The following is a 21938-nucleotide window of genomic DNA, read 5'->3' on the forward strand; positions in this document are numbered from 1 at the left end:
TTTGCGAAACTAGAAAAGTATATGGGTGAGCCCATATCATTACGGATTGAAGCATAAGAGGAATGAAGATGTATTTTCATTTGGGAAGGTAGGTTGGGACTTAGCATGAACAAGAAGTTATTAATTGGGTTTACGGTTCTGACAATCGGTTTGACTTCCGCAGCGTCGATTGGCAGCGGTATAGTTGAGGCGAAGACTTCGGCAGATTTCAGCGATTTAAAGGATTTGGACGCGGCTACGAAGGCAAAGTTCGATGCAATGATTTCAGCCGGTATTTTCAACGGAGTCTCTGATGCTTCTTTCGGTCTGAAAGAGGAGATGAATCGCGCTCAATTTGCGAAGGTAGCAGCACTTATTTTTGGTCTTAACGTTAATCAAGATCTCAAAACATCTTCTTTCAGTGACGTAAAATCAGATGATACGGCAAACGGCTACGCGCTGCCTTTTATTGAAGCGATCAAGGCGGCGGGAATCACGGACGGCGTAGGCGGTGGAGCGTTTAATCCTGCGGGTCAAGTGACTAAAGAGCAATTAGCTGCATTTCTCGTTCGGGGTTTAGGTCAGGAGGCGCAAGCACAGTCGGCTTCAGGCGTTAGTGATAATACAGTCTCTGATTGGGCACAAGGTTATGTCCGGTTGGCACTTGAGCAGAGGTTACTAGATAACTCTCCAAACGGTACATTTGGCGGTACGACACAAGCGAGCCGCGAATTACTTGCTACCGGCTCCTTCGAAAGCGCCAGAACGTTCGAAGCTACTGGGCCACTTGAGGTGTCCGGAGCGAACTTCGCAGCGGGCAACAAGCTTGAGTTGACTATGACAGTAGGAATCGATCCAAACTCCTTTGATCTATCGAAGATTATGGTTAACGGTGTGCCGCTTGATCCGAAATTAGATAGCTATGTGTTATCCGAGGACAGAAAGACGATCATTATTAAGCTACATGAAGGCTTTAAGCTGGATACCTCCAGGGCACCGGTTATTGTAGCAAACGGCTTGAAGACATTATTCGGTAACGACGTGAAAAATAACGAAAGTAAACCAATATCGGTTAAGGTAACGGTTCCACCAATGACGCCGCCAGTGACACCACCAGTGGTCACGTATACGCCTTCGACACCTACGCCTGACCCAGTGCCAGTGCCGACGGATGTCACTCTGAGCATCGATGTTATGAACGGAACCATCATGCAAACGACGGCGTCTTATCCGGTAACGGGATCGGTCACTGGGACTGTGTATTACTCCGTGCTGTCATCCGGTTCGGCAGTTCCAAGCTTGGCTGGTATCAAATCAGGAAACGATGCTGTCGTGTACGGTTCGGTCGAATTGGACGGAACGAAGGGGAACTTGAGTTTGAGCGGATTAACCGCAGGCACCTCCTATGTGTTGTATGCATATGAGCTTGCCAACGGTAGGACATCTAAGATCTCCTCAGTGCGTTTCCAGACATTGGCTGAGCAGCAGGTCGTGCCTACGATTACTTTTAACGCTTCAGGTACAAGTAGAAGTAAGGGAATCACTAGTGATACGATTCATGCAAGTGTGAACTCAGAAGCATTTGACACTCTACATTACGTTCTTACCGAGTTCAATTCTTCTGATTCCCCAAGTGTTGCACAGGTTAAATCGGGGCAAGATGTAACGGGTAACCCAGCGCTTCAGCAAGGAACTGTCGACATGGCCTTACAAGGAATCAGCATCTCTGAGAACTTGCAATCCAACAAGACCTATCGCCTTTACGTAGTCGGATCTAAGGGAACTTTAGATAGTGAAGTCGCGGGTTTCACCTTCTATCGAACGGATCCGATCATCGACACGTTTACGAGCGTAGGCACGCCTGTCGTGAACGACAATTCGATTACAGTCTCACCGGACTACAGGGGAAGTGAGTATCGTTTCTATTACTTAACAACGGATCAAGGTATGGATTCGCCTTCTGCTGATTATATTGTTAATCAAGGCGGGGTTGGAATGTATGATTCCGTATACGGAACGGTCAGCATTCAAGGAACGCTTCCCCCGGGTCTCGGACTTTATGCGGTTATTGTGGCCTATGATCAAGAGTCAGACGATGAGATTCGCTCGAATGTAGTGACCTTTAAGCCTACTTTCTGAGTAAACGCTACTTTTGTGTATGACACACATATGGTTATTCGTTTATTAATTAGAGCTTTTCACGAATCAGTGACAGATTGACGTGTGATGGAGCAGGAATCATCTTAAGGGAGCAAGTCTTTTCTCGACTCGGGATAAGAACTTGCTCTCTTTGTTTTGATAAACCATTTATTGCCTCAACCAGGATTAGTGTAAAGTGGGAGGCTTGGTTTAAGGTTCGCTTTAACCCGCAATCGAATTCCTAAAATAATTAATATAATTAATTATTGCTGTTTTGCAGGGTTTCTTTTCGGTAATCCTGCGGAACCAATCCTATTTGTTTGCGAAAAATGGATGAGAAATAACTTGCGCTTTGAAATCCGCATGCCATAGCGATTTCGCATATCGATCGATTGGTTTCTTTTAACATCTCACAACTTTTTTGAATGCGGTACCGTGTTAGATATGCGTTGGGTGTTTGACCTACGTAAGTATTAAACAATATACAACATCGGCTTCTGCAAACAGTGCCTGCTGCAGCAATATCATCAAGGGTTATTTTGTGCTCATAGTGCTGATGAATGTACCCTGTCATCTTCCAAACATTTGTCCACAATTGCACGTCGTCAGGATGCCCAGGTTTTTGTTGCAAGTGATCCCCTATGGAGGCGCATAGGGATAATGCCTGTGATAGTAGACGAATTGGATTGTGTATATTGCTGTTATGCATTTCTTTGTAAATCTCTTTTAGGGAAACCAATGTCTCTCGCTGCCAAGGAATCTGGTCTGAGAGTAATAAAAAGTCATCCATGTTAGCCCCGAACTTTTGCTCTCCATATGACCTTGCCCGGGATGCACTAGAACCAAGAAGTGATGGATGGATGACGACGACAATGAAAGTACAGTCGATCATATCTTGGGAGTAACCATAATGCAATCGATTGCTATTAACAAAAATTCCGTTCCCCTGATCCATGTGCATAGTCTTTCCATTCACAAAATACTCCATAGATCCTTCAAGAACTAAAATGAACTCTACATCCGGATGCCAATGGCATGCAGCTGCATAATTATTAAATTGATGTAAGTTGCCTTTTCGAACATAGAGAGACAAACCAGGATGATTGTAATCCAAGCGCTCGGACAGATCTGAAAATACCTCCAGTAATTTACTCATGGGATCACCCCTTTGAATTACATACGATTTTTATAGAACTAAAGTCAATTCTAATGGATTGAACAAAATATTTATACTATCTTTATACTATATAAATCATATGAAAGGGGTATGGGGTGGAAAAACGAAAACAATTGGAGACTCCCATGAATCGAAATTTTAATCGCGAGTTAATGACGCTGGTATTTCCCATTGCATTGCAAAATCTGATTTCGGCAACGGTTATTTCAGCCGATGTTGTCATGCTGGGCATGATAAGCCAGTCCGCGATGTCAGCCGTATCACTCGCAGGACAAATCACTTTTGCATTGACCTTATTTTATATGGGGTTGTCAACGGGAGCGGGTATTCTTACTGCACAATATTGGGGCAAGAAAGATTTAAAGACTATACAGCGGGTTCTCAGCATTTCCTGCATATTTTCGTTCTGCATATCAGCATTCTTTTTTTCTTTCTCCGTCTTGTACCCAGAAATGCTGATGCGTATTTTTACGAATGATGCGGAGTTGATTCATTACGGTACAAGGTTTTTGCAAATGAATTCGTTTTCTTATCTTGCAATGGGAATCTCACAGATGTATCTGAGTGTAATAAGAAGTATGGAAAATGCAAAGCTAAGTGCATGGATTAGTTCCACATGCCTGCTTTTGAACATTATGTTCAATGCACTTTGCATATTTGTATTTTTTCCTGGTATGCCTGAACAGGCTATTTCGGCAGTTGCCCTTTCGACGGTTTGTGCACGTTTCATTGAACTTGGCTGCTGCATTGTGCACTCCTTTACACGGGGATCCATCTGCTTTCAACTGCCAATGCGTGATGGTATACAGCGCAATTTACTGAAGGATTTCTTTAAATACACCATGCCCATTCAAGGCAATTATATTGTATGGGGCGGGGCTTTAACTGCGACGACTGCCATTTTGGGCCATGTAAGTTCCGATATGGTTGCAGCTAATTCCGTCGCGTCAGTCGTCAAGAACTTAGCCATCGTACTATGTGGAGGCATTGCCAGCGGTGGTTCTGTACTTGTCGGTAAATATCTGGGGAATGGTGAGATCGAGAAAGCCAAACAAGCTGGCAATCGGATGAATCTGTATGCACTGATTTTTGGAATCCTGGCAGGTTGTATTATATTGTTAATGAAACCACTGGTCTTCTCGATCGTGAGTTTAACGGCTACTGCACAGCAATACCTGGATGGAATGCTGTATATCTGTGCTTATTATTGTATTGCCAAATCAATGAATGCTACTACCATATCGGGTATATTCACCGCTGGAGGGGATTCCAAATTTGGTTTTTGGTGCGATACTGTGGTGATGTGGGGCATTATATTGCCCTTAGGGTATCTATGTGCTTTCGTATGGCAAGTGCCTCCCATTCTTTTATATGCAGTGATCAGTCTCGATGAACTTATTAAGCTGCCAGTTGCTTATATTCGGTTCCGTCAGTATAAGTGGCTAAACAATATTACAAGGGATTTTGCGGAAACCGGATAAATGATATGGTTTGGGTTCCATTGCTTCTTCAGAGCAAACCAATAAGATAAAAGGAGAATGATGAATGAATATTCAAGAACGAATGGCAAGCTGTCAACTATTTACAGACCATGACGTGAATTACCCAGAGGAGGCTGCTGCTTTGGCTCGGGCGCGTCAGCGTGGCAAGGTTCTTTGTTATGAAATCAATCGTTTGCATCCTGATGATACGGAAGGTCGCAAGGATCTGATGAAACAGCTTTTTGGAAGTATTGGTGAGAATGTATGGATGGAACCCCCAATTCGCATGGCGTATGGCTCGAATACTACTATAGGCAATAATGTATATATCAACTTTAATTTAACCGTTGTGGATGATTATAAGGTTACGATCGGGAGCGATGTGATGTTTGGTCCTAACGTAACGATCGCAGTGACCGGCCATCCGGTACACCCGGATATGCGTAAAGAAGGCGGTATGTTCGCTCTGCCAGTGGTCATAGAAGATGGGGCGTGGATCGGCAGCGGTGCCATTATTTTACCAGGCGTCACAATCGGAAAGGGCAGTGTTATTGGTGCTGGAAGTGTAGTTACCAAGGATGTCCCGGCCAATGTAATCGCTGCTGGAAATCCGTGTAAAATTATACGGGAGATCACAGATCATGACAGGGTATACTACTATAAAAACATGCGTTTCGATCAGGTTGAATGGTAAAGTTTATTCGCGCCACACTGCAAGGAGACATGCTCAAGTTTTAAACTAAGTTAAAAGATCAGTTGAAATGGTTATGAGTGATCCAAAACGGCCGCTTTAGCCGGGGACAGCTTCCTGCTCGAACCGGGTATGTATATGGTAACCTCCGTTCATCTCCCGGTGATCGGGAAAATTATCGAGGCTTCGCGTGAAGGGCCATATTTAAGCTTGGCACTGACGCTCAATCCGGATGTCATTGTAGATATAAACGAGAAATCCAGCCGTTCTCCAAAGGAAAGGGGAGAGATCTCAGGGAAGGGCATTCTGGTCAATCCGTCCATCCCCTCTTTGCTGGATGCGATGTTGCGCCTTGTCTACCTGTTAGATACGCCCGCGGATATTGACATGCTGGCACCGCTCGCGATCCGGGAAATATTTTATCGGGTACTGCAGGGAGAGCAAGGAGCGCTCATCAGGCAGTTTGCCGTAATCGGAAGCTATGCCCAGGGCATTTCAAACGCCATTCATCTGATCAACAGAAATTACTCACAGCCACTAGTGATTGAAGAGTTGGCAGCCCAAGTCAGCATGAGCCCGACAACCTTTCACAAGCAATTCAAACGAGTAACGGCCATGAGCCCGCTTCAGTATCAGAAAACCATCCGCTTGCAGACGGCGCGACGGTTGCTGCTCACGGAAGGACTGGATGCTGCAACGGCAGGATTTCGCGTCGGCTACGAGAGTCCCTCTCAATTCAGTAGGGAATGTGCACGTTTATTCGGACGGCCTCCGATGAGCGATATCCAACAACTGCGTGATTCGTTAGGGAGAGGATAAGGAGACTGAATCGGCTCGATATGAAACCACAATAATATTAAAAAGGTTAAACGCAGCAACCTGAGTAGAGTCATAGATATTCTAAAACGACAAGAACATGGATTTATAAAAGCCGCATTGCTGCGGCTTTTTGTATTTTAATAATAAATATTCTTCTCAAAACCGAAGAACAAGTACATATATCGTTGGCAGAAAAAGACAAGAAGATATAAGGAGCATCCGAGCAATATATTCAGAAGAGGAATGCTTCATCAATGAGCTTCCGCGTCTTTTTTTGTTTTGAACTAATCGAATTTACGAAGCAATCCGGTTAACTCCTTCAAAGTTCTGAACTATGCCGCGTAGAATAAAACGACATTTTAAACATATTTATTTAAAATGTATTCAAAATAGGATATTCTGTAAACAAGGAAAGCTGCTGATATTGAAAATTGGAGGCGTTATCATGAATGGGTGGATTCAAGCGGGTACGGTAGAAGATCTTCGAGAGTTACAACCGAAGTTGATCAAGGGGGGCATCGTAGTTTTTTATCACGAGGATGAAGTGCATGCGGTTGACAATAGGTGCCCTCACCTCGGTTTTCCGCTTCATATGGGAAGTTTGTGCAACGGAATTTTGACATGTCATTGGCATCATGCGCGGTTTGACGTATGCAGCGGCGGGACGCTCGATCCTTGGGCGGATGATGTTCCTGTACACGATGTAACCATTCATAACGGATTAATTTGGGTCAACCCGAATTCTCGGAACAGCAATCAAGTACAGCAGTACAAAGACCGGCTTCTGAGCGGCCTTGAGCAAAATATAGGTCTTGTCATAGCCAAGGCCATAGTAGGATTAATGGAGGCGGGCGTTCCAGAGACAGAAATTGCTGCGATCGGGATCGGATTTGGGGTCAAACAGCGCAGGCAAGGGTGGGGATCCGGATTAACGATTCTGGCCGCGATGGCCAACGTCCTGCCAAAGCTTGATAAACAAGGCCGGATCCTTGCATTGTTCCAAGGATTGCTGCACACGGCGCGCGAATCCACCGGAGACGGAAAGCGTTACTTGCTCGATCCGCTTCCGAATACAGGCGTCTCCGAAGAACGATTGACGGAATGGTACCGCGATTGCATCGAGGTTCGAGATACACGCGGCGCGGAACGTGTACTGCTGACTGCCGTACAGGCGAGGGTGGATGAGAAGCGGTTATTCTCTATGATGGGCATGGCGGCGACGGACCATTTCTATATGAATGGAGGCCACACGCTAGATTTCCACAATAAGGCATTTGAGAGCTTGAAGTATGTTAGGCCCGACCAGCACAATGAAGTCCTCGCTTCACTCGTTCCGATGTTCGGTAACGCATCGCGTAGCGAAGAGCTTCATAGCTGGCAATCGCCGGTCAATTTGGTTCAGCCGTTGAAGGAAGCGTTCGAGGATCTGTCCAATATGGACTTTACATCAGGAAGCGAAGGCTTTTGCATCGACGACGAGGAGATGCTCCAAGTGCTGCTCGGAGATGATCCACTTCAAACGGTTCACATGCTGAAGGAAGCTTTGCTCGGAGGCGGCTCTCCGGTGCGCATCTCACAAATTGCCGCATTGGCTGCGGCAGAACGGATCGTCCGCTTCCATGTGCATAACGATTTCGGTGACTGGATTTCGGTACTACACACGTTTACGCATGCTCACGCCGTTCATGAAGGTTTGATCCGTTCTACCGATTCATGGCTGGTCCGCGCCATATTCCATACGGCTTCTACGATTTATCTCGATCGGTTTTTAAACATCCCGGCTGCCTCGAGACCGGCAGCATTTGTAGCGACTGAAGAAGTGCCGCAGCCCGCGGAGCTGCTGGAGATTCTCGACAAACAACAGCAAGTGGCGCCGGCAGCTGCATGGGTAATCCGCTATCTGCGCTGCGGCGGAAAGCCAGAGCCTTTATTCAACGTATTGGGTCATGCATTGCTTCGAGAGGATGCGGAATTCCACTCCTTCCAGATGTACGAGGCGGCCATGGCGGAATATGACCGCTGGGCTTCCGAGTCTGGACCATTTGCTGAAAAAGCCCGCGAAACGATGATCCTTGCAGTTACCCGTTATTTGGCAGCGCATGCTCCGACTTCCCGTGAGACGCCTCATACGGCGAAAATTGCATGGCGGCTTCATCGTGGTGAGAAATTGTTCGAAGAAGAATAAAGTGAGCAAGCTGCTACAATTATTGCAGAGTACAGGTTACAACCGGCGAATCAGCTGACAACCGGAATAGGACATAAAAAAATAATGAGCTTATCATTAGAGAATAGAGCAATAACATAAACTAATAAATTTTAAATTAAACAATGCAGAGTAATGTTGAGCTGTTTAGGTCCTACTGTATACTTGGCAGGCTGCTGATCAAGATCGATCGGCAGTCTATGCTCAGTTAAGTGGCTGTGATAAGAGAAACTTATTATTGTATCACCGAAAAATGAAGGCTATATTGTGTATCTCTTAACTGCGGCGGTTAAGGGGCAATATAACATATACACTATAAAAACCCGCATATATAGCGCCAGCAATATGCTGATAGTGCACAAAATGGATTCGCAGTGATTAAGCTAACGTCAGTTTTATACGGCTGTAAGATTAACAATCACGTTGTGAAAATTCGTGTTCATAAATTGCTTTAATTCTGTCCAAAACGTTCTGCGCTTCGTCTTTATATCTTAATTCCGCAACCTGACCTTTCAGCAAAAACACGCCGGTTTCATTACGGTGTTCTCCGAGAGCACCTTCATACAGCTTGCCCGCACCATGGGTAGGCGGAGAGAAAAACAGCTTCATCAACGGTACAATCAAAATGGGCAGCCCGGATTTTTTCCCTTTTCTTAACGTATTGTTGCTACCCGGGTCAACACTGCGGATTTTGATGTCGTCCTTGGCAAGCTGCGGCGCGATAGCCTGCGTCCACAGCGAAAGCGCTAATTTTGAAGTGGCATAAGGACCAAGCAGTTTGCGGAAAACTTTGGGGCGCTCCAGGATTTCGATATTAAACTCTTTCGTGAATTTCAGCGCTGAAGATGAGGTATTGATAACCGTTTTTAAGCGACCTCTTTTTATAAGTTCCATCAATTCCATTAGAATGATATATGGAACGACCGTCATCAGTTCATAATGCTTTTCGCGTCCTTGTTTTGAATAGCTCAGCTCGGGAAAGGACCCGCCGGCGTTGTTGAACAAAATATCGATCCGCTGCTCCTTGCCTTTGATTTCTTCTAAGGTCCGTCTCAAGCTGGTATAATCGGCAAGATCCTCCGTTTTATAAATTCGAAGCCATCCACTCTTGACTGCTGTTTGGATACTCATATCGTCCGGCGGAAAGTCGGAACGGATCAAAGCAATCACCTGCCAGTCCTCCGACAGCAACTTCCGGGTTAATTCCAAACCAATCCCGGCGCTTGCGCCCGTAATTACTGCGATATTTTCACGTTGTCTCTTATTCATTGCACATCTCCTCCTGATATCGGGATATTCCAAACTGACAGTGCCCATTCTATAACTTGGAGTCGACTCCAAGTCAAGGTGGGAAAAATAAAGATTTTTGTCCTAAGGATAAGAGACTTGACTTAGAGCCAGCACCAAGATGTATAATGCACATAAAAATAATCTCTGAAGGGGACAGGATGAAGGAAAACCAAACATTTACGATAAAGCAAACCGCTAAGCAAACCGGAATTTCGCAAGATACGATCCGTTACTACGAAAAGATCGCGCTACTGCCCCGGGCAGACCGGAAGGATAACGGGCACCGCGTCTATCGCCAGGAGGACATCAAAACGATTAGGCTAATATCTTGCCTGAAAAAAACGGGGATGCCATTGGATGAAATGCAGCCTTTTTTGGCGGTCTCCTCCGATACTGATCCCGCGGAATATCCCGAACTTGTGGAACACTTAAGGAGCCACCGGGAAAATATCGTCAGCCAGATTGCCTCTCTGCAGCAGGTCGTCGATTTTATCGACATGAAGTTGGAGGAGGGGAAATACCGACGGGACTGCTCGGATGAAATTCAGGAAGGTGTGTCAGAAAAAATGATGGGAAAACCGAAACCAAAGCCCGTCTCACCTGTTGAGATGAGTTTTTTTTCGCATCGGCCAGAGCAGGCAAGTCGCCGAACTCCGTAAGATAAGCTTGCAATAGCTGTTTAATCGGCAAATTGATGTTAACATAATCTTTTTCTTGGGATATTACCGTTTGGTAATCATATCCATGTTAAAATGTTGTTAACATATTTAATGAGGGTGGACAAACTATTATGGAAAAATACGCCAAAGTCATGGGAATTAACTTCCCGAAGATGACGTTGGACCGCACAATAGAAGTTCTCACTGATGTAATTGAAGAGAATAGACCTGAACTCTTTCATGTAATAACGGTTAACCCAGAGATCACCATGGCTTGTCAAAAGGACACATCGTTACGCTCAATAATTGATGAAGCAGATCTGATTACAGCAGACGGTATTGGAATTGTAATGGTGTCTCGTCTAAGAGGTGGAAATCTTCCCGAAAGGGTTACTGGATATGATACGTTGTTAAGGTTACTCGATTCTGGGAACCAAAAGAAATGGTCTTTTTATTTTCTGGGTGCAGATCCACTAACTAATGAAAAAGTGTGTGAGGTTATAAGCAAAAAGTATCCTGCCCTTTCGATAATAGGTAGACACCATGGTTTCTTTAAACAAACTGAAGAAGATAAAATTGTCGAAGAAGTTGGAACCTTAAAGCCAGATATTTTAGTGGTTGCACTTGGAGCACCCTATGCAGAAAGATGGATTCATAAGAATAAATCAAAACTAAATGCGAAGATTGCGATTGGTGTTGGAGGTAGTCTTGATGTCATTGCAGGAAAGGTAAAGGAGACCCCAGAAGGCTGGAAACGGCTAAACTTGGAATGGCTTTACAGGTTGATTCAACAACCTTCAAGAATGAAGCGACAGTTGATCTTACCTAAATTCGCAATTCGTGCACTAACGTTTAGAGAAAAGTAAATCGTCGTTTCACTGAACTAATGAGGAACGATAAGCTCAGAAAATGATATATGTTCTTTAACGATATACCTTTCTTGTCGTCTGATATTATTGATAGGCGATATGAAAAGTGCACTTGAATAAGCTAACGGACAGGTTGGTTGAAAAAGGAATTTAATTTTATTTCCTGAATTTCCAATTTAAATTAAAAAATAAAGAAATTAGAGAAGGGAGCGGGTTTATGATGATAAAAGGTTTCGGGGGAATATTTTGGAGGACTAAAAATCTAGATGCTATAAAAAAATGGTACAGTGAAGTACTGAAGATTGAAATTGAAAATTGGAATGGGGCTATTATTAAACCCCATTCAGGAAATGAAACTATCTTTTCTTTCTTTACTGAAGATGACCCTTATTTCCCAACAGAACAGCAAGTGATGTTAAATTTCCAAGTGTTTGATATAGACGAGACGATTAAGCATCTTGAACAAATGGGTGTACCTCTTGAAAAGGAAAAAGAGAATAGTGATTTCGGTAAGTTTATTTGGATTAAAGATCCTGAAGGTAGACTGATTGAGCTATGGGAGAAATAGTTGAATAGTACATATTGTTGAGCAGGCTACCGCAGCCTGCTCATTTTATGAAGCTAATCGGAAGTAAGTTCAACCATAGCGAATTATAGCTTAATCAATAACTAAGATACGTATACGGCTGCGAGTATGAATCGGCAGCCGTATTACGTTAGAGGGCAGGATTATTCAACAACAGGAAGAAAGTAAGATACACAAGTCCAGTATTACAAGGAGATAAAACATGGATTATATTTCACTGATTGAAGCGGCGTTGAAGGTAAAACGGTCGCCTAAAGATACCATAGCGGCGGGTCGCCGTCATACCGTTGGTCTAAAATCGGATGGAACGGTGACGGCAGTGGGTGATAATAAATTTGGCCAATGTGACGTAAGCGGCTGGCGCGATATGGTGGCGGTAGCGGCTGGTAATGTTCATATGGCGACGAACACGGGGAATTCTCATACAATTGGGCTTACATCTAAGGGCACAGTTTCGGCTGTGGGTTGGAATAAGGATGACCAATGCAATGTAAACGACTGGCGCGATATGGTGGCGGTAGCGGCCGGTTGGCGACGTTCCGTAGGACTTAAATCGGATGGCACGGTAGCGGCTGTGGGTCGAAATAATGAAGGCGAGTGCAATGTAAGCAGCTGGCTTGATATGGTGGCGGTAGCGGCGGGTGACTGGCATACCGTCGGGCTTAAATCAGACGGTATGGTGACGATTATGGGCAATAATCGGTATGGCCAATGTAATGTGAGCGAATGGCGCGACATCGTGGCGGTAGCGGCGGGTTACCTTCATTCTGTCGGGCTTAAAAAGGACGGTACCGTGTCGGCTATAGGTTTGAATAAGCATAGCCAATGCGATGTTGGCGGATGGCGAGGTATTGTGGCGATAGCAGCGGGAAGTTATCATACCATCGGCCTTAAATCGGACGGTACGGTAGCGGCTGTGGGTTTGAATAAACATGACCAATGCAATGTAAGTGGCTGGCGCGATATTGTGGCGATAGCGGCGGGTTGCGCTCATACTGTCGGCCTTAAATCGGATGGGACGCTGGTTGCTGTGGGTGACAATGAATATGGCCAATGTGATGTAAGCGGCTGGAGCGACATCCAACTGCCACAAAGACTACATTTCAAAAACGCTGCCAACTAGACTGCAACATACACAAGGCTGTCGTAAGCAACAACCAATCGGCAGCCTGGCCAAATGATGGGATGCCGGGGTGATTTTCCGAATCAGGAAGTATTTGGTGTACTCCTCATATGATTGTTGGGTATGGAGAAGGTGCTTACGCGACAATAGTTCAGGGCCATCCAGGAGCAGTTTTTTTTCGATGAAGGTTCGTTTGAGAATGACCCGGGAGGCAGGAATCGAAGGTTAACATAACACGGTTAACGCATATTCCCCCTGCATGAATGCAAGCATATTCTTGCCGCTGTTATTCGGTCATTTCCCTTTTCCTCGTTTGAGATGGGGTCATCCCCATATACTTTTTATAAATCTTCGTAAAATAATTCGGATTCTCGCAACCCACACATGCCGCAATTTCGGTTATCGAATCATTGCTTTCCATAAGAAGTCGTTTGGCCTCTTTCATCCGGAGGATATTTACATACTCAACAAAGGTTCGGCCGGTTAGGCGTTTGAACAGCTTGCAAAAGTAATAGGGATTCAAACTTACCTCTCTGGCAGCCTGTTCAACAGTTACTTTAACCGCATAGCTCGATTCAATCCGCCGGATTAATTGTTTGAAGCGCTCCCGGTTGGGAAAATAAGCCGGTTCATTTTGTTCCGCAAACTGCTGCGGCATAAAGCTGCGCGACATCAATGTGAAAAAGAGGTGAAGCTTGGATTTGACCACGAGCTGATATGCAGGAGCTTTGGCAGAGATCTCCTGAATAATCTCATCCAAAAGAGAGTAGTAGGGTTGGCAGTTTTCGTCAAGGTCCGCCGGCTTGATGGGAAAATGAAATCTACCCTCCACGTAAGGGGCAACATACTGAGTATGGACCGGATCCGACAGCCAGTCATTAAACAGAGAAGCATTGAGTACAATGCAGTCATAGTTTACATCCCCATCAACGAGTGCATAACCGACATGGAGGCTGCCAGCAGGTATGAGGATGATATCACCTTGCTGAACCACATATGGTCGACTGTCAACATGGAAAACAGCACTTCCCGTTTGCATAACCAGAAATTCAAAATGCTCGTGCCAATGCAGGTACAGGATACAATCCCCTGTTTTGGCGGAAGCACAACGATTCTGAAAGAGTTGAAACGGATAATCCGCATGCTCAAGAACCGTATCCTCCCACAGTTCCTTTGGATAGATCATAAGGTACTCCCCCCACAAAATCAGACTAGTATTGCACAAGATCGAGTAGAGAAAACGTGAAAAATGCCCGTTATAATGATGGTGTTACGAATACTATAAGCCAATATAGGAGTGATAAACAAGATTGGATAACATATTACGCATTGGGACATTGGTGGGTGGAAATGATGCTGTAAAGGTCATTCCGCAGATCGTAAAGCATGGTTTTGAATCATTTAATCTCACGTTCTGGCAATCTTCAGGCAATACAGACTTGGGAGAATTATCCCGAAAAGTGCGTGAGCTTGCAGACGAGCATGATTTTGTAATATCCGCAATCAGTGTGTTCGGCAACCCCCTGACAGGCGAAGGGGACAATGCCGATACCCTTGCAACATGGGAGCGCCTTATCGATCATGCCCACCTGTTCGGGACGAATCTTGTATCCGGTTTCACCGGGAGGCTGCCGGGCCGCCCGATCGACGAATCGATCCACAGATTTAAAGAGATCTTCGGTGAATTGGCGAAGCGTGCGGCAGACAAGGGAATCCGAATTGCTTTTGAAAATTGTGATATGGGAGGTACATGGGAGACGGGGGATTGGAATATTGCGCATAATCCGGCAGCCTGGGATCTGATGTTTAATGCCGTTCCTGAGGATAACATCGGTCTCGAATGGGAGCCCTGTCACCAGATGGTAAGCTTAATCGACCCGATCCCGCAGCTGCGTAAATGGGTATCTAAGGTGTTTCATGTACATGGTAAGGACGCCACAATTGCCTGGGATATCGTAAAAGAACATGGGATTCACGGAAAGCAGCCATTTGTGTGGCACCGGACGCCTGGCTTTGGCGACACCAATTGGACTGATATTATTAGCATTCTCAGGCAGCATGGGTATCAGGGAACGATTGATATTGAAGGATGGCATGATCCGGTATACAGGGGTGAACTTGAAATGATGGGACAGGTTCATGCATTGAATTATTTAAAACGCTGCCGGGGCGGTGACTTTGTCCCGAATCCGGTCTGAAGCGGCAGAGGGAGCTGAAGATAATGGCTGTAGAGCACCGGATCGTTGTGGCTGGCTGTGGCGGCATGGCGAATACATGGATTGATTACGCCATGACCAGGGAAAATACGGAAATTGTTGGATTGGTCGACATTAAGGAAGAGTTTGCTGCAGCCATGGCGGAACGAAAGGGTCTTTCATGTCCGGTATTCACAGACATAGAGCAGGCAGTGATGGCAACCAAAGCTAACTTGGTTTTTGATGTGACCATACCGTCGAGTCATCACAAGGTCAGTACAACCGCGCTTGAATTAGGGTGTCATGTTTTTGCCGAAAAACCTCTGGCAGAATCGATTCAGGACTGTAAAGATATTATTCGTCATTCGGAGCAAAAGCGGAAGACACATGCTGTGATGCAAAATCGTCGTTATGATCCGCGTATCCGCGCTTACCGCAATCTGATTGCTGATGGGACCATAGGACAACCCGGCTTCATAAGTGCAGACTTTTTTATAGGCGCTCATTTTGGAGGCTTTCGGGATGCTATGCAAAGCCCTCTGCTGCTGGATATGGCTATTCATACCTTCGATCAGGCGCGGTTTATTATAAATGCGAATCCCGTTTCGGTCTACTGCCACGAGTTTAATCCACCCGGATCGTGGTATTCCGGAAATGCCATGGCGATTTGCATATTTGAAATGTCGGATGGTTCTGTGTTTAATTACCGGGGTTCTTGGTGCGCCGAAGGTGCCCCCACTTCCTGGGAGGCATCCTGGCGTGTGACCGGTGAACGCGGGACAGCAATTTGGGATGGACTGGGAGAGCCTTATGCGGAGGTCGTCGCGGCTAATAATCAGGAGAGCCAATTTATCCGTCATGTTGATCATATTCCGGGCAAGCCTGTAGAAATGCTTCATACATTTCATCAGGGCTGCTTGGATGAAATGTTTGCATCACTGGCTGAGAATCGCAAACCCGAAACCGACTGCAGCGACAATATATACAGCATGGCAATGGTCCTCGCTTCGCTGGAAAGCGCTAAGACGGGCAGCAAAGTGCTTATTGCTGATATAATGAATGCGGAATTACCGATTTAATAACAATCACCTCATTAAAAGTCGCTAATTTAGCGGCTTTTTTGTTTTGTGTTGTTCCGCATACCGCGGTTCATAAGTGGTATGACGGCGATACGGATGTTCCTACGAAGGTCAAGTTCAATTTCATGTGTAAAGCACTGGGCGGGGAATAAACCACTTCCGCTGAGACGAGCGAATGCAGGTGGAACTGTATGATTCGCTTCACGTTAACCTGCTTTTGAAGATCATGTTCAACGTTGGGTTATGCGGAACAATGTGTTAAAATAAAGATCAACAACTATCTGGATATTATAGATATATTAAGTATGTGAACGAGGTGATCATGAATAAAAACTCAAAGGCTGCTGATTATATCCTCCATACAATGCTCTTTCCTACTGGGCGACTGCCCAGAAACCAATAGGTGTGCTGCAGTTGGCGGAGCGGCATAACGTGTCTCCGACCTATTTGTCTGAAATTCTCACCAGGCTGGTGAAGGCGGGCAGGATTGAATCGACGACGGAGATAAATGGCGGCTATTGACGCAAACGAAATTGGAAAGATATCTCGTTCCTCGATATTATTCATGCGATGGAAGGCTCCGCTTCCTTGTTCGATTGCAGTTTCGAACATGGGCCAGGATGCCCGATTCAAAAGGTCGTGTTAGCGGCAGAAGTGAAGATGGAAGAACAGTTGAGAAATCAAAAAATGTCCAATCTTGTACGGGAACAGAACATAGACTTATGATCATTTATTGAAAAAAACCCTAATTCAAAGGGAGATCTGGAAAATGGATGTACTCGAAAGCCAGTATGAATTGATTAAACGCACAAGGGAATCGTTATTTCGTTATTGCGAATCGATGTCCCCCACAGATTACGTGAAAGATGTGAAATCCTTGGGCGGAGTTTCTATTCGCAGTCTACATGCTCATGTTGCCGATTGTTATAGAGTATGGTTAGGGAGCCGCGCCCTTGGTAAGGCACTTCCCAAAATAAGCCCGGAGTCCGCTACCAATGTACAGGAAATGCGTGAAATTTTTAAGAAAACTGATGCTCTGGTCCATGAATTTCTGCATGAATTTAAAGACAAATGGGATCCGTCCATTCAAGCCTCCTGGCAGAGCGATAGCGCAGAGTTAACCGAATTATGGCTTTTTACGCACACTATTACCCATGAATTTCATCATAGGGGTCAAATCGTAAAAATGGGCAGGGAACTCGGGTATATCCCGCCGAAAATGAACCTCGTTAAACCTTAATTAGTTCAACAAGGTCTTGTGTGGGAAAAATTATAGATATTTAATACTTCATTTTTCGACAATTAAAGACAATTAGTGCCTATAATCTCCGGAAAGTAGGATGCTCGACAAGAACATATACGCTTTATAGCCGCGCAGCTGCGCGGCTTTTTGTATTGTAAAGATAGATGAATGGGCATCTCTGCTTACGTTGATGATTCGGTCACACCGCTATGATGGAGTAGGGTAGCAAAGTAATCCCCAATCCTGCACTAACGCAAGCAATGATGGTTTCAAGTGTTCCGAATTCCATTAATTTCACGGATGGATGGGATTGCGGTTTATGCTGACGCTATTCGGGGGCTCACTTGTTCAAAAGGCCAGGGCATTTTAAAGCTAATTTTAGGTCTGCTTAAAAAGAATATACGTTGCAAGTTTCCGTTTTTCCACTATAATCCATGTTATATTCACCTCACATATGTTTGCAGAAGGAAATAAATGAGCTGACGAAGGGGAGCTTCCCTTATTTTAAGGAAGTGAATAAAACGAATAGCTAAAATGTAAAACGGAACTTATTTGTTACCGTTACCCTCGGTCCGATGGCATTCCCCGCTATAATGCTATGATTGGGCTGATTTAGTAAGGAGGCAAAAACAATGACAAGTGTTCTTGTAGTAGAAGATGATGCGAATATGTTGGAAATGGTTTCGATTATTTTAAAATGCGAAGGATATCGTGTACTAGGAGCGGGCAACGGCGAAGAGGCTCTGATGGAAATGGAACGCTCGCCTGCGGATCTGGTCGTGCTCGATGTCATGATGCCAATCATGGATGGGTGGGATTTGTGCCGGGAACTGCGGCTCTTGAGTCCCGAACTGCCGATTATCATGATTACGGCCAAGCACGAGACGAGTCAGAAAGTGAAAGGATTCGGCTTAGGCGCCGATGATTACCTCGTCAAGCCTTTCGATCCGCAAGAGCTGGTAATCCGAATCAAAGCTGTGCTGCGCCGGTACCGAATCGCGGCCGATAAGAGCGTGATGTTGGGCAGCTTCAAGTTGGATCGGCTTCGGGGAACCGTTTCGGATGGTAACGTGAATTGGAGTTTGCCGCTCAAGGAATTCGAGGTGTTATATCAACTTGCAAGCTATCCCGGCCAAATCTTTATGCGAGAACAGTTAATCGAAGCGGTATGGGGATTTGACCATGATGGGGACGAGCGGACGGTTGATGTTCATATCAAGCGGTTGCGGGATCGGTTCGCCGACTATTCCCATCTTTTCCGCATTGTAACGATTCGTGGGATCGGATACCGATTGGAGACGGAAAGCAATGTTTAAGAGTTTATATTTAAAAATCGTATTGCTATTTTTCGTAGCCGTAGCGATAGGTCTCGGAAGTGCCATTCCGATCACCGTTTATTTGTTTAAAAATCAGATCACGCAATCCATCCAACACGAGTATGCGGTACGAAGTTGGCTGATATCAGATGTTTTTTCCCGATTAGAACCAAGCGAACAAGATCCTTTTTTACAACAGTTGTCCGAAAAGCAGAAGATATCCCTATGGGTATACGATCGGAACGGGCTTCGCTATGCTTATGGCAAGGCAAGTAAGCCCAGCTTTACAGACGAGGATGTCCGCCGCATTCAGAACGGTGCCGAAATCGTAAGGCGTACATCTTTTCTTCCCCTACCTACGAACCTGCACATGGGTTTCCCTTTACAAACAGCGGACGAACAGTTGGCACTTATCATCCATCCGGAAGAATCTAATATTTCTCAGATACTTATGATTTTGGGCGTTGTAATTTTGATTGCGATTGCAGTCGCCAACACCAAGTTCATCCTCTTTACCAGCGTAGTGGTGAAGCCCTTAAAAGCATTGACTGCCGCAACCAAAAAAATTGCCAAAGGAAACTATGACATCGATCTTCAGACGAAGAGCAAAGATGAACTGGGCATCTTGTCGGAGCAATTTCAACAAATGGCTCGCGAGCTGAGTCAGATCGAAATGATGCGGCAGGAATTTGTATCCAATGTGTCCCATGAAATTCAAACACCGCTTGCGTCTATTTCGGGATTTATCTCCATTCTGCAAAATGCCGGTCTGGATGAAGCTGAGCAAAGGCGCTGTCTGGACATTATCCGTCACGAAAGCATGCGATTATCCCGGCTCAGCGAGAATATGCTCCGACTGGCTGCGATTGACTCGAGCCAGTGTTCCTTTTATCCGTCCATCGTTCGGCTTGACAGCCAACTGCGCCGAATTGTCGTAGCCGCAGAGCCGCAATGGGCGGACAAACGAATAAATATTCATCTTAAGCTTCCAAAAACAGCGATTCAGGCGGACGAAGACCTGCTGAGCCAGGTGTGGATAAATATATTCAGCAACAGCATCAAATTTACGCCCGAAGGCGGTGAGATATTCATCGAGCTCCAGGCCGGAAATGATGAAATCGGAGTCATCTTGCGTGATACGGGGATCGGCATTGCCGAAGAAGACCGCATACGCGTCTTCGAACGCTTTTATATGGCCGATAAATCGCACAACCGTGCAGCGGGGGGGAGCGGTCTTGGACTCGCGATTGTAAAGCGTGTTGTCGAATTGCACGGCGGACGGGTCGAGATAGACAGCACTACAGGAAAAGGAACGGCAGTTACCGTCTTTCTGCCAGCTATGTAATCCAATCCAAATAATCAAATACCCAGCAAGAGTAAAGGTGAACAATTCGTTCGCCTTTTTACATTTTATCCCATTCGGTTCACATTACGTTCATATAGGATGCGTAGTATCGGTTGCGAAGGGAGACTTCATTTCATGAGAACATACTGAATAATCAAAACATCTATATCATTTTAGTCAAAGGAGTTGTTTTCTATGAGAAACGAATCTTGTATCGTACAAACCTCTCTTGGTTCACTTCAAGGGATTCGAAAGAATGATGTCATTCAGTTTCGTGGTGTTCCATATGCCGACGCACCCGAGGGGGAATATCGCTTTTCTCCGCCACGCCCTGTATCTGCTTGGACAGGAATTCGGGATGCAAGTAATCATGGCTTTATTGCACCACAGCCTCCTTCGCCATTGCGTCAAGCCATCGGAGAATCTTCTGTAGAACCGCCACAAGGGGAAAATTGTTTATCGCTCACCATCTCCACGCCTGCCATCGATCAGGAAAAACACCCTGTTGTCGTTTGGTTGCATGGCGGACATTATATGACCGGAGCCGGATCGCTGGACTGGTACGATGGAGCGGAGCTTTCTAAGGATGGAAAGATCGTTACCGTTGGCGTCAATTACCGGCTCGGCGCTTTTGGATTCTTGCATTATCCGGGGGTTAGCGATGGAACAATGGGAATTTCCGATATCCTCACTGCTCTAAAATGGGTTCAAGATCATATTGAGCATTTTGGCGGCGATCCTGATCAAGTCACGGTCATGGGACAATCCGCGGGAGCCCATGCCATAATGTGCCTATTGGCCAGGAGAGAGGCGCGAGGTCATTTTCAAAGAGCGATTTTACAAAGTCCGCCCACAAGTCTCGCTCCGTTATCAGAAGCAAAAGCATTTGAAAATGGAAGACGACTGTTGGATATCTTGAATGTGAATCCGAAGGATCCACAAGGAATCACTGCTCAATTGAAGGCGGTGCCACCTACCAAGATCATCCAAGCAACTGGGAAATTAGCTCAGGAAATTGAACGTTTTGGACAGCTTAATCTTCCTTTTATGCCTGTTTTTGATTCTCTTTCCACGCCGGATCATTTTATTGAGATGGTCGCAAAAGGAGCCGGTGAAGCAGGTATTGATCTCATTATGGGTACCAATCGAGAGGAAGCCAATGTCCTTTTGGGCAATCTGAAAGCGCTAGATCCTGCTTTGGTGAAAGAGCGTTTTGCTTCTTTGACAGGGAAAGAAGAAACAATCGAGCGATACCGCGGGCGGCGACCCGGCAGCACAACAATAGGTCTGATATCTGATCTCATTACTGACTATACATTCTTGCTCCCGACTCTAAGGCTAGCAGAAGCAGCTCATGAAGCCGGCTCACGTACTTGGCTTTATCAGTTTGACTGGGCACCGCTCGGAAATCCTTTTAAAGCCTGCCATGGCATAGAACTTCCGTTTATTTTCGGAAATTTCGATTCGTACAAGGATGTACCGATATTGCATGGGGCTGATCCAGAGGTTGTGGCTGATTTAACAACTGCTATGCGCAGGGCATGGATTGAATTTATCCGAATCGGCAATCCAAGCGTTTCCATCCCATGGGCCTCCTATGAGCCGGATCAAAGGCAAACCATGCGATATGCTTCCATTATAGGTGCTGTAGGTGACTTGGCCGAAGTCAATCGCTTCCTTCCACGTTAGAGATGTGTCCAGCATGTCACTCGATGAAGTGAATCGAGTGACATGTTCATTTTCA

Annotated in this window: 17 protein-coding genes and 4 pseudogenes; 17 read left to right on the plus strand and 4 right to left on the minus strand. The window is 45.5% G+C overall.

Annotation, left to right across the window (positions count from 1 at the left end):
* Window positions 1-105: 105 nt before the first annotated feature.
* The gene (locus E6W40_RS10730; RefSeq protein WP_136605463.1) at window positions 106-2118 is read left to right on the plus strand and encodes an S-layer homology domain-containing protein; all 2013 of its coding nucleotides are present in this window, start codon (window positions 106-108) and stop codon (window positions 2116-2118) included.
* Window positions 2119-2377: 259 nt separating this feature from the next.
* Here E6W40_RS10730 and E6W40_RS10735 read toward each other — a convergent pair whose 3' ends face one another.
* Window positions 2378-3274, minus strand: coding sequence for an AraC family transcriptional regulator (locus E6W40_RS10735; protein WP_136605464.1), 897 nt, complete (start codon window positions 3272-3274; stop codon window positions 2378-2380).
* 116 nt (window positions 3275-3390) lie between these two features.
* On the opposite strand from E6W40_RS10735, the gene E6W40_RS10740 reads away from it, so the two are divergent.
* From E6W40_RS10740 to E6W40_RS10755, 5 genes and pseudogenes are all read left to right on the plus strand, one after another.
* The gene (locus E6W40_RS10740) at window positions 3391-4776 is read left to right on the plus strand and encodes an MATE family efflux transporter (protein ID WP_246072957.1); all 1386 of its coding nucleotides are present in this window, start codon (window positions 3391-3393) and stop codon (window positions 4774-4776) included.
* 64 nt (window positions 4777-4840) lie between these two features.
* Entirely contained in the window at window positions 4841-5470 is a 630-nt protein-coding gene (locus E6W40_RS10745; RefSeq protein WP_136605465.1) for a DapH/DapD/GlmU-related protein, read from the plus strand.
* A 93-nt stretch (window positions 5471-5563) separates the two neighbouring features.
* Window positions 5564-5905: pseudogene (locus E6W40_RS30270) on the plus strand (AraC family transcriptional regulator); the annotation flags it as partial.
* A 75-nt stretch (window positions 5906-5980) separates the two neighbouring features.
* The gene (locus E6W40_RS30275) at window positions 5981-6286 is read left to right on the plus strand and encodes a helix-turn-helix domain-containing protein (protein WP_281281477.1); all 306 of its coding nucleotides are present in this window, start codon (window positions 5981-5983) and stop codon (window positions 6284-6286) included.
* Between the two features lie 445 nt (window positions 6287-6731).
* Window positions 6732-8471, plus strand: a complete 1740-nt coding sequence (locus E6W40_RS10755) for a Rieske (2Fe-2S) protein (protein ID WP_136605467.1) — start codon at window positions 6732-6734, stop codon at window positions 8469-8471.
* Window positions 8472-8900: 429 nt separating this feature from the next.
* Here E6W40_RS10755 and E6W40_RS10760 read toward each other — a convergent pair whose 3' ends face one another.
* Complete coding sequence (locus tag E6W40_RS10760) at window positions 8901-9758, minus strand: SDR family NAD(P)-dependent oxidoreductase (RefSeq protein WP_136605468.1); 858 nt, start codon at window positions 9756-9758, stop codon at window positions 8901-8903.
* Window positions 9759-9937: 179 nt separating this feature from the next.
* On the opposite strand from E6W40_RS10760, the pseudogene E6W40_RS10765 reads away from it, so the two are divergent.
* From E6W40_RS10765 to E6W40_RS10780, 4 genes and pseudogenes are all read left to right on the plus strand, one after another.
* Window positions 9938-10443: pseudogene (locus E6W40_RS10765) on the plus strand (MerR family transcriptional regulator).
* 126 nt (window positions 10444-10569) lie between these two features.
* Window positions 10570-11304, plus strand: a complete 735-nt coding sequence (locus E6W40_RS10770; protein WP_136605469.1) for a WecB/TagA/CpsF family glycosyltransferase — start codon at window positions 10570-10572, stop codon at window positions 11302-11304.
* 223 nt (window positions 11305-11527) lie between these two features.
* Window positions 11528-11875, plus strand: a complete 348-nt coding sequence (locus tag E6W40_RS10775; protein ID WP_136606941.1) for a VOC family protein — start codon at window positions 11528-11530, stop codon at window positions 11873-11875.
* A gap of 220 nt (window positions 11876-12095) precedes the next feature.
* Window positions 12096-13016, plus strand: coding sequence for an RCC1 domain-containing protein (locus E6W40_RS10780; protein ID WP_136605470.1), 921 nt, complete (start codon window positions 12096-12098; stop codon window positions 13014-13016).
* Between the two features lie 286 nt (window positions 13017-13302).
* On the opposite strand, the gene E6W40_RS10785 is transcribed toward E6W40_RS10780, so the two are convergent.
* On the minus strand, window positions 13303-14202 hold the full coding sequence (locus E6W40_RS10785) for an AraC family transcriptional regulator (protein WP_136605471.1): 900 nt from the start codon (window positions 14200-14202) through the stop codon (window positions 13303-13305).
* 124 nt (window positions 14203-14326) lie between these two features.
* Between E6W40_RS10785 and E6W40_RS10790 the strand changes: the two genes are divergently transcribed.
* The 4 genes and pseudogenes from E6W40_RS10790 to E6W40_RS10810 all read left to right on the plus strand — a co-directional run bounded on the left by E6W40_RS10790 (window position 14327) and on the right by E6W40_RS10810 (window position 17530).
* Window positions 14327-15214 carry a sugar phosphate isomerase/epimerase family protein gene (locus E6W40_RS10790; RefSeq protein WP_136605472.1) on the plus strand — a complete coding sequence of 296 codons (888 nt, stop codon included), beginning with the start codon at window positions 14327-14329 and terminating at the stop codon, window positions 15212-15214.
* 23 nt (window positions 15215-15237) lie between these two features.
* Window positions 15238-16290 carry a Gfo/Idh/MocA family protein gene (locus tag E6W40_RS10795; RefSeq protein WP_136605473.1) on the plus strand — a complete coding sequence of 351 codons (1053 nt, stop codon included), beginning with the start codon at window positions 15238-15240 and terminating at the stop codon, window positions 16288-16290.
* 322 nt (window positions 16291-16612) lie between these two features.
* Window positions 16613-17016, plus strand: a pseudogene (locus tag E6W40_RS10805) (Rrf2 family transcriptional regulator).
* Window positions 17017-17059: 43 nt separating this feature from the next.
* Window positions 17060-17530 (plus strand): DinB family protein, encoded by a 471-nt coding sequence (locus tag E6W40_RS10810; protein WP_136605474.1) that lies wholly within the window; start codon window positions 17060-17062, stop codon window positions 17528-17530.
* A gap of 208 nt (window positions 17531-17738) precedes the next feature.
* Here E6W40_RS10810 and E6W40_RS10815 read toward each other — a convergent pair.
* Window positions 17739-17831: pseudogene (locus E6W40_RS10815) on the minus strand (LysR family transcriptional regulator); the annotation flags it as partial.
* A gap of 334 nt (window positions 17832-18165) precedes the next feature.
* Here E6W40_RS10815 and E6W40_RS10820 point away from each other — a divergent pair.
* The 3 genes from E6W40_RS10820 (at window position 18166) to E6W40_RS10830 (ending at window position 21883) form a co-directional block, all read left to right on the plus strand.
* The gene (locus tag E6W40_RS10820; RefSeq protein WP_136605475.1) at window positions 18166-18849 is read left to right on the plus strand and encodes a response regulator transcription factor; all 684 of its coding nucleotides are present in this window, start codon (window positions 18166-18168) and stop codon (window positions 18847-18849) included.
* Entirely contained in the window at window positions 18842-20194 is a 1353-nt protein-coding gene (locus E6W40_RS10825; RefSeq protein ID WP_136605476.1) for a sensor histidine kinase, read from the plus strand. The genes E6W40_RS10820 and E6W40_RS10825 overlap by 8 nt, the downstream gene beginning before the upstream one ends.
* 195 nt (window positions 20195-20389) lie before the next feature.
* Entirely contained in the window at window positions 20390-21883 is a 1494-nt protein-coding gene (locus E6W40_RS10830) for a carboxylesterase/lipase family protein (protein ID WP_136605477.1), read from the plus strand.
* The last annotated feature ends 55 nt before the right edge of the window (window positions 21884-21938 follow it).

Origin of the sequence: Paenibacillus dokdonensis (assembly GCF_004916975.1) — a bacterium.
GTDB lineage: Bacteria > Bacillota > Bacilli > Paenibacillales > Paenibacillaceae > Paenibacillus_AQ > Paenibacillus_AQ dokdonensis.

Excerpts from the sequence above, each read along its gene's own strand:
- E6W40_RS10730 (WP_136605463.1), top strand. The coding sequence starts at position 106 with ATGAACAAGAAGTTATTAATTGGGTTTACGGTTCTGACAATCGGTTTG.
- E6W40_RS10735 (WP_136605464.1), bottom strand. The coding sequence starts at position 3,274 with ATGAGTAAATTACTGGAGGTATTTTCAGATCTGTCCGAGCGCTTGGAT.
- E6W40_RS10745 (WP_136605465.1), top strand. The coding sequence starts at position 4,841 with ATGAATATTCAAGAACGAATGGCAAGCTGTCAACTATTTACAGACCAT.
- E6W40_RS10755 (WP_136605467.1), top strand. The coding sequence starts at position 6,732 with ATGAATGGGTGGATTCAAGCGGGTACGGTAGAAGATCTTCGAGAGTTA.
- E6W40_RS10760 (WP_136605468.1), bottom strand. The coding sequence starts at position 9,758 with ATGAATAAGAGACAACGTGAAAATATCGCAGTAATTACGGGCGCAAGC.
- E6W40_RS10770 (WP_136605469.1), top strand. The coding sequence starts at position 10,570 with ATGGAAAAATACGCCAAAGTCATGGGAATTAACTTCCCGAAGATGACG.
- E6W40_RS10775 (WP_136606941.1), top strand. The coding sequence starts at position 11,528 with ATGATAAAAGGTTTCGGGGGAATATTTTGGAGGACTAAAAATCTAGAT.
- E6W40_RS10780 (WP_136605470.1), top strand. The coding sequence starts at position 12,096 with ATGGATTATATTTCACTGATTGAAGCGGCGTTGAAGGTAAAACGGTCG.
- E6W40_RS10785 (WP_136605471.1), bottom strand. The coding sequence starts at position 14,202 with ATGATCTATCCAAAGGAACTGTGGGAGGATACGGTTCTTGAGCATGCG.
- E6W40_RS10795 (WP_136605473.1), top strand. The coding sequence starts at position 15,238 with ATGGCTGTAGAGCACCGGATCGTTGTGGCTGGCTGTGGCGGCATGGCG.
- E6W40_RS10810 (WP_136605474.1), top strand. The coding sequence starts at position 17,060 with ATGGATGTACTCGAAAGCCAGTATGAATTGATTAAACGCACAAGGGAA.
- E6W40_RS10820 (WP_136605475.1), top strand. The coding sequence starts at position 18,166 with ATGACAAGTGTTCTTGTAGTAGAAGATGATGCGAATATGTTGGAAATG.
- E6W40_RS10825 (WP_136605476.1), top strand. The coding sequence starts at position 18,842 with ATGTTTAAGAGTTTATATTTAAAAATCGTATTGCTATTTTTCGTAGCC.
- E6W40_RS10830 (WP_136605477.1), top strand. The coding sequence starts at position 20,390 with ATGAGAAACGAATCTTGTATCGTACAAACCTCTCTTGGTTCACTTCAA.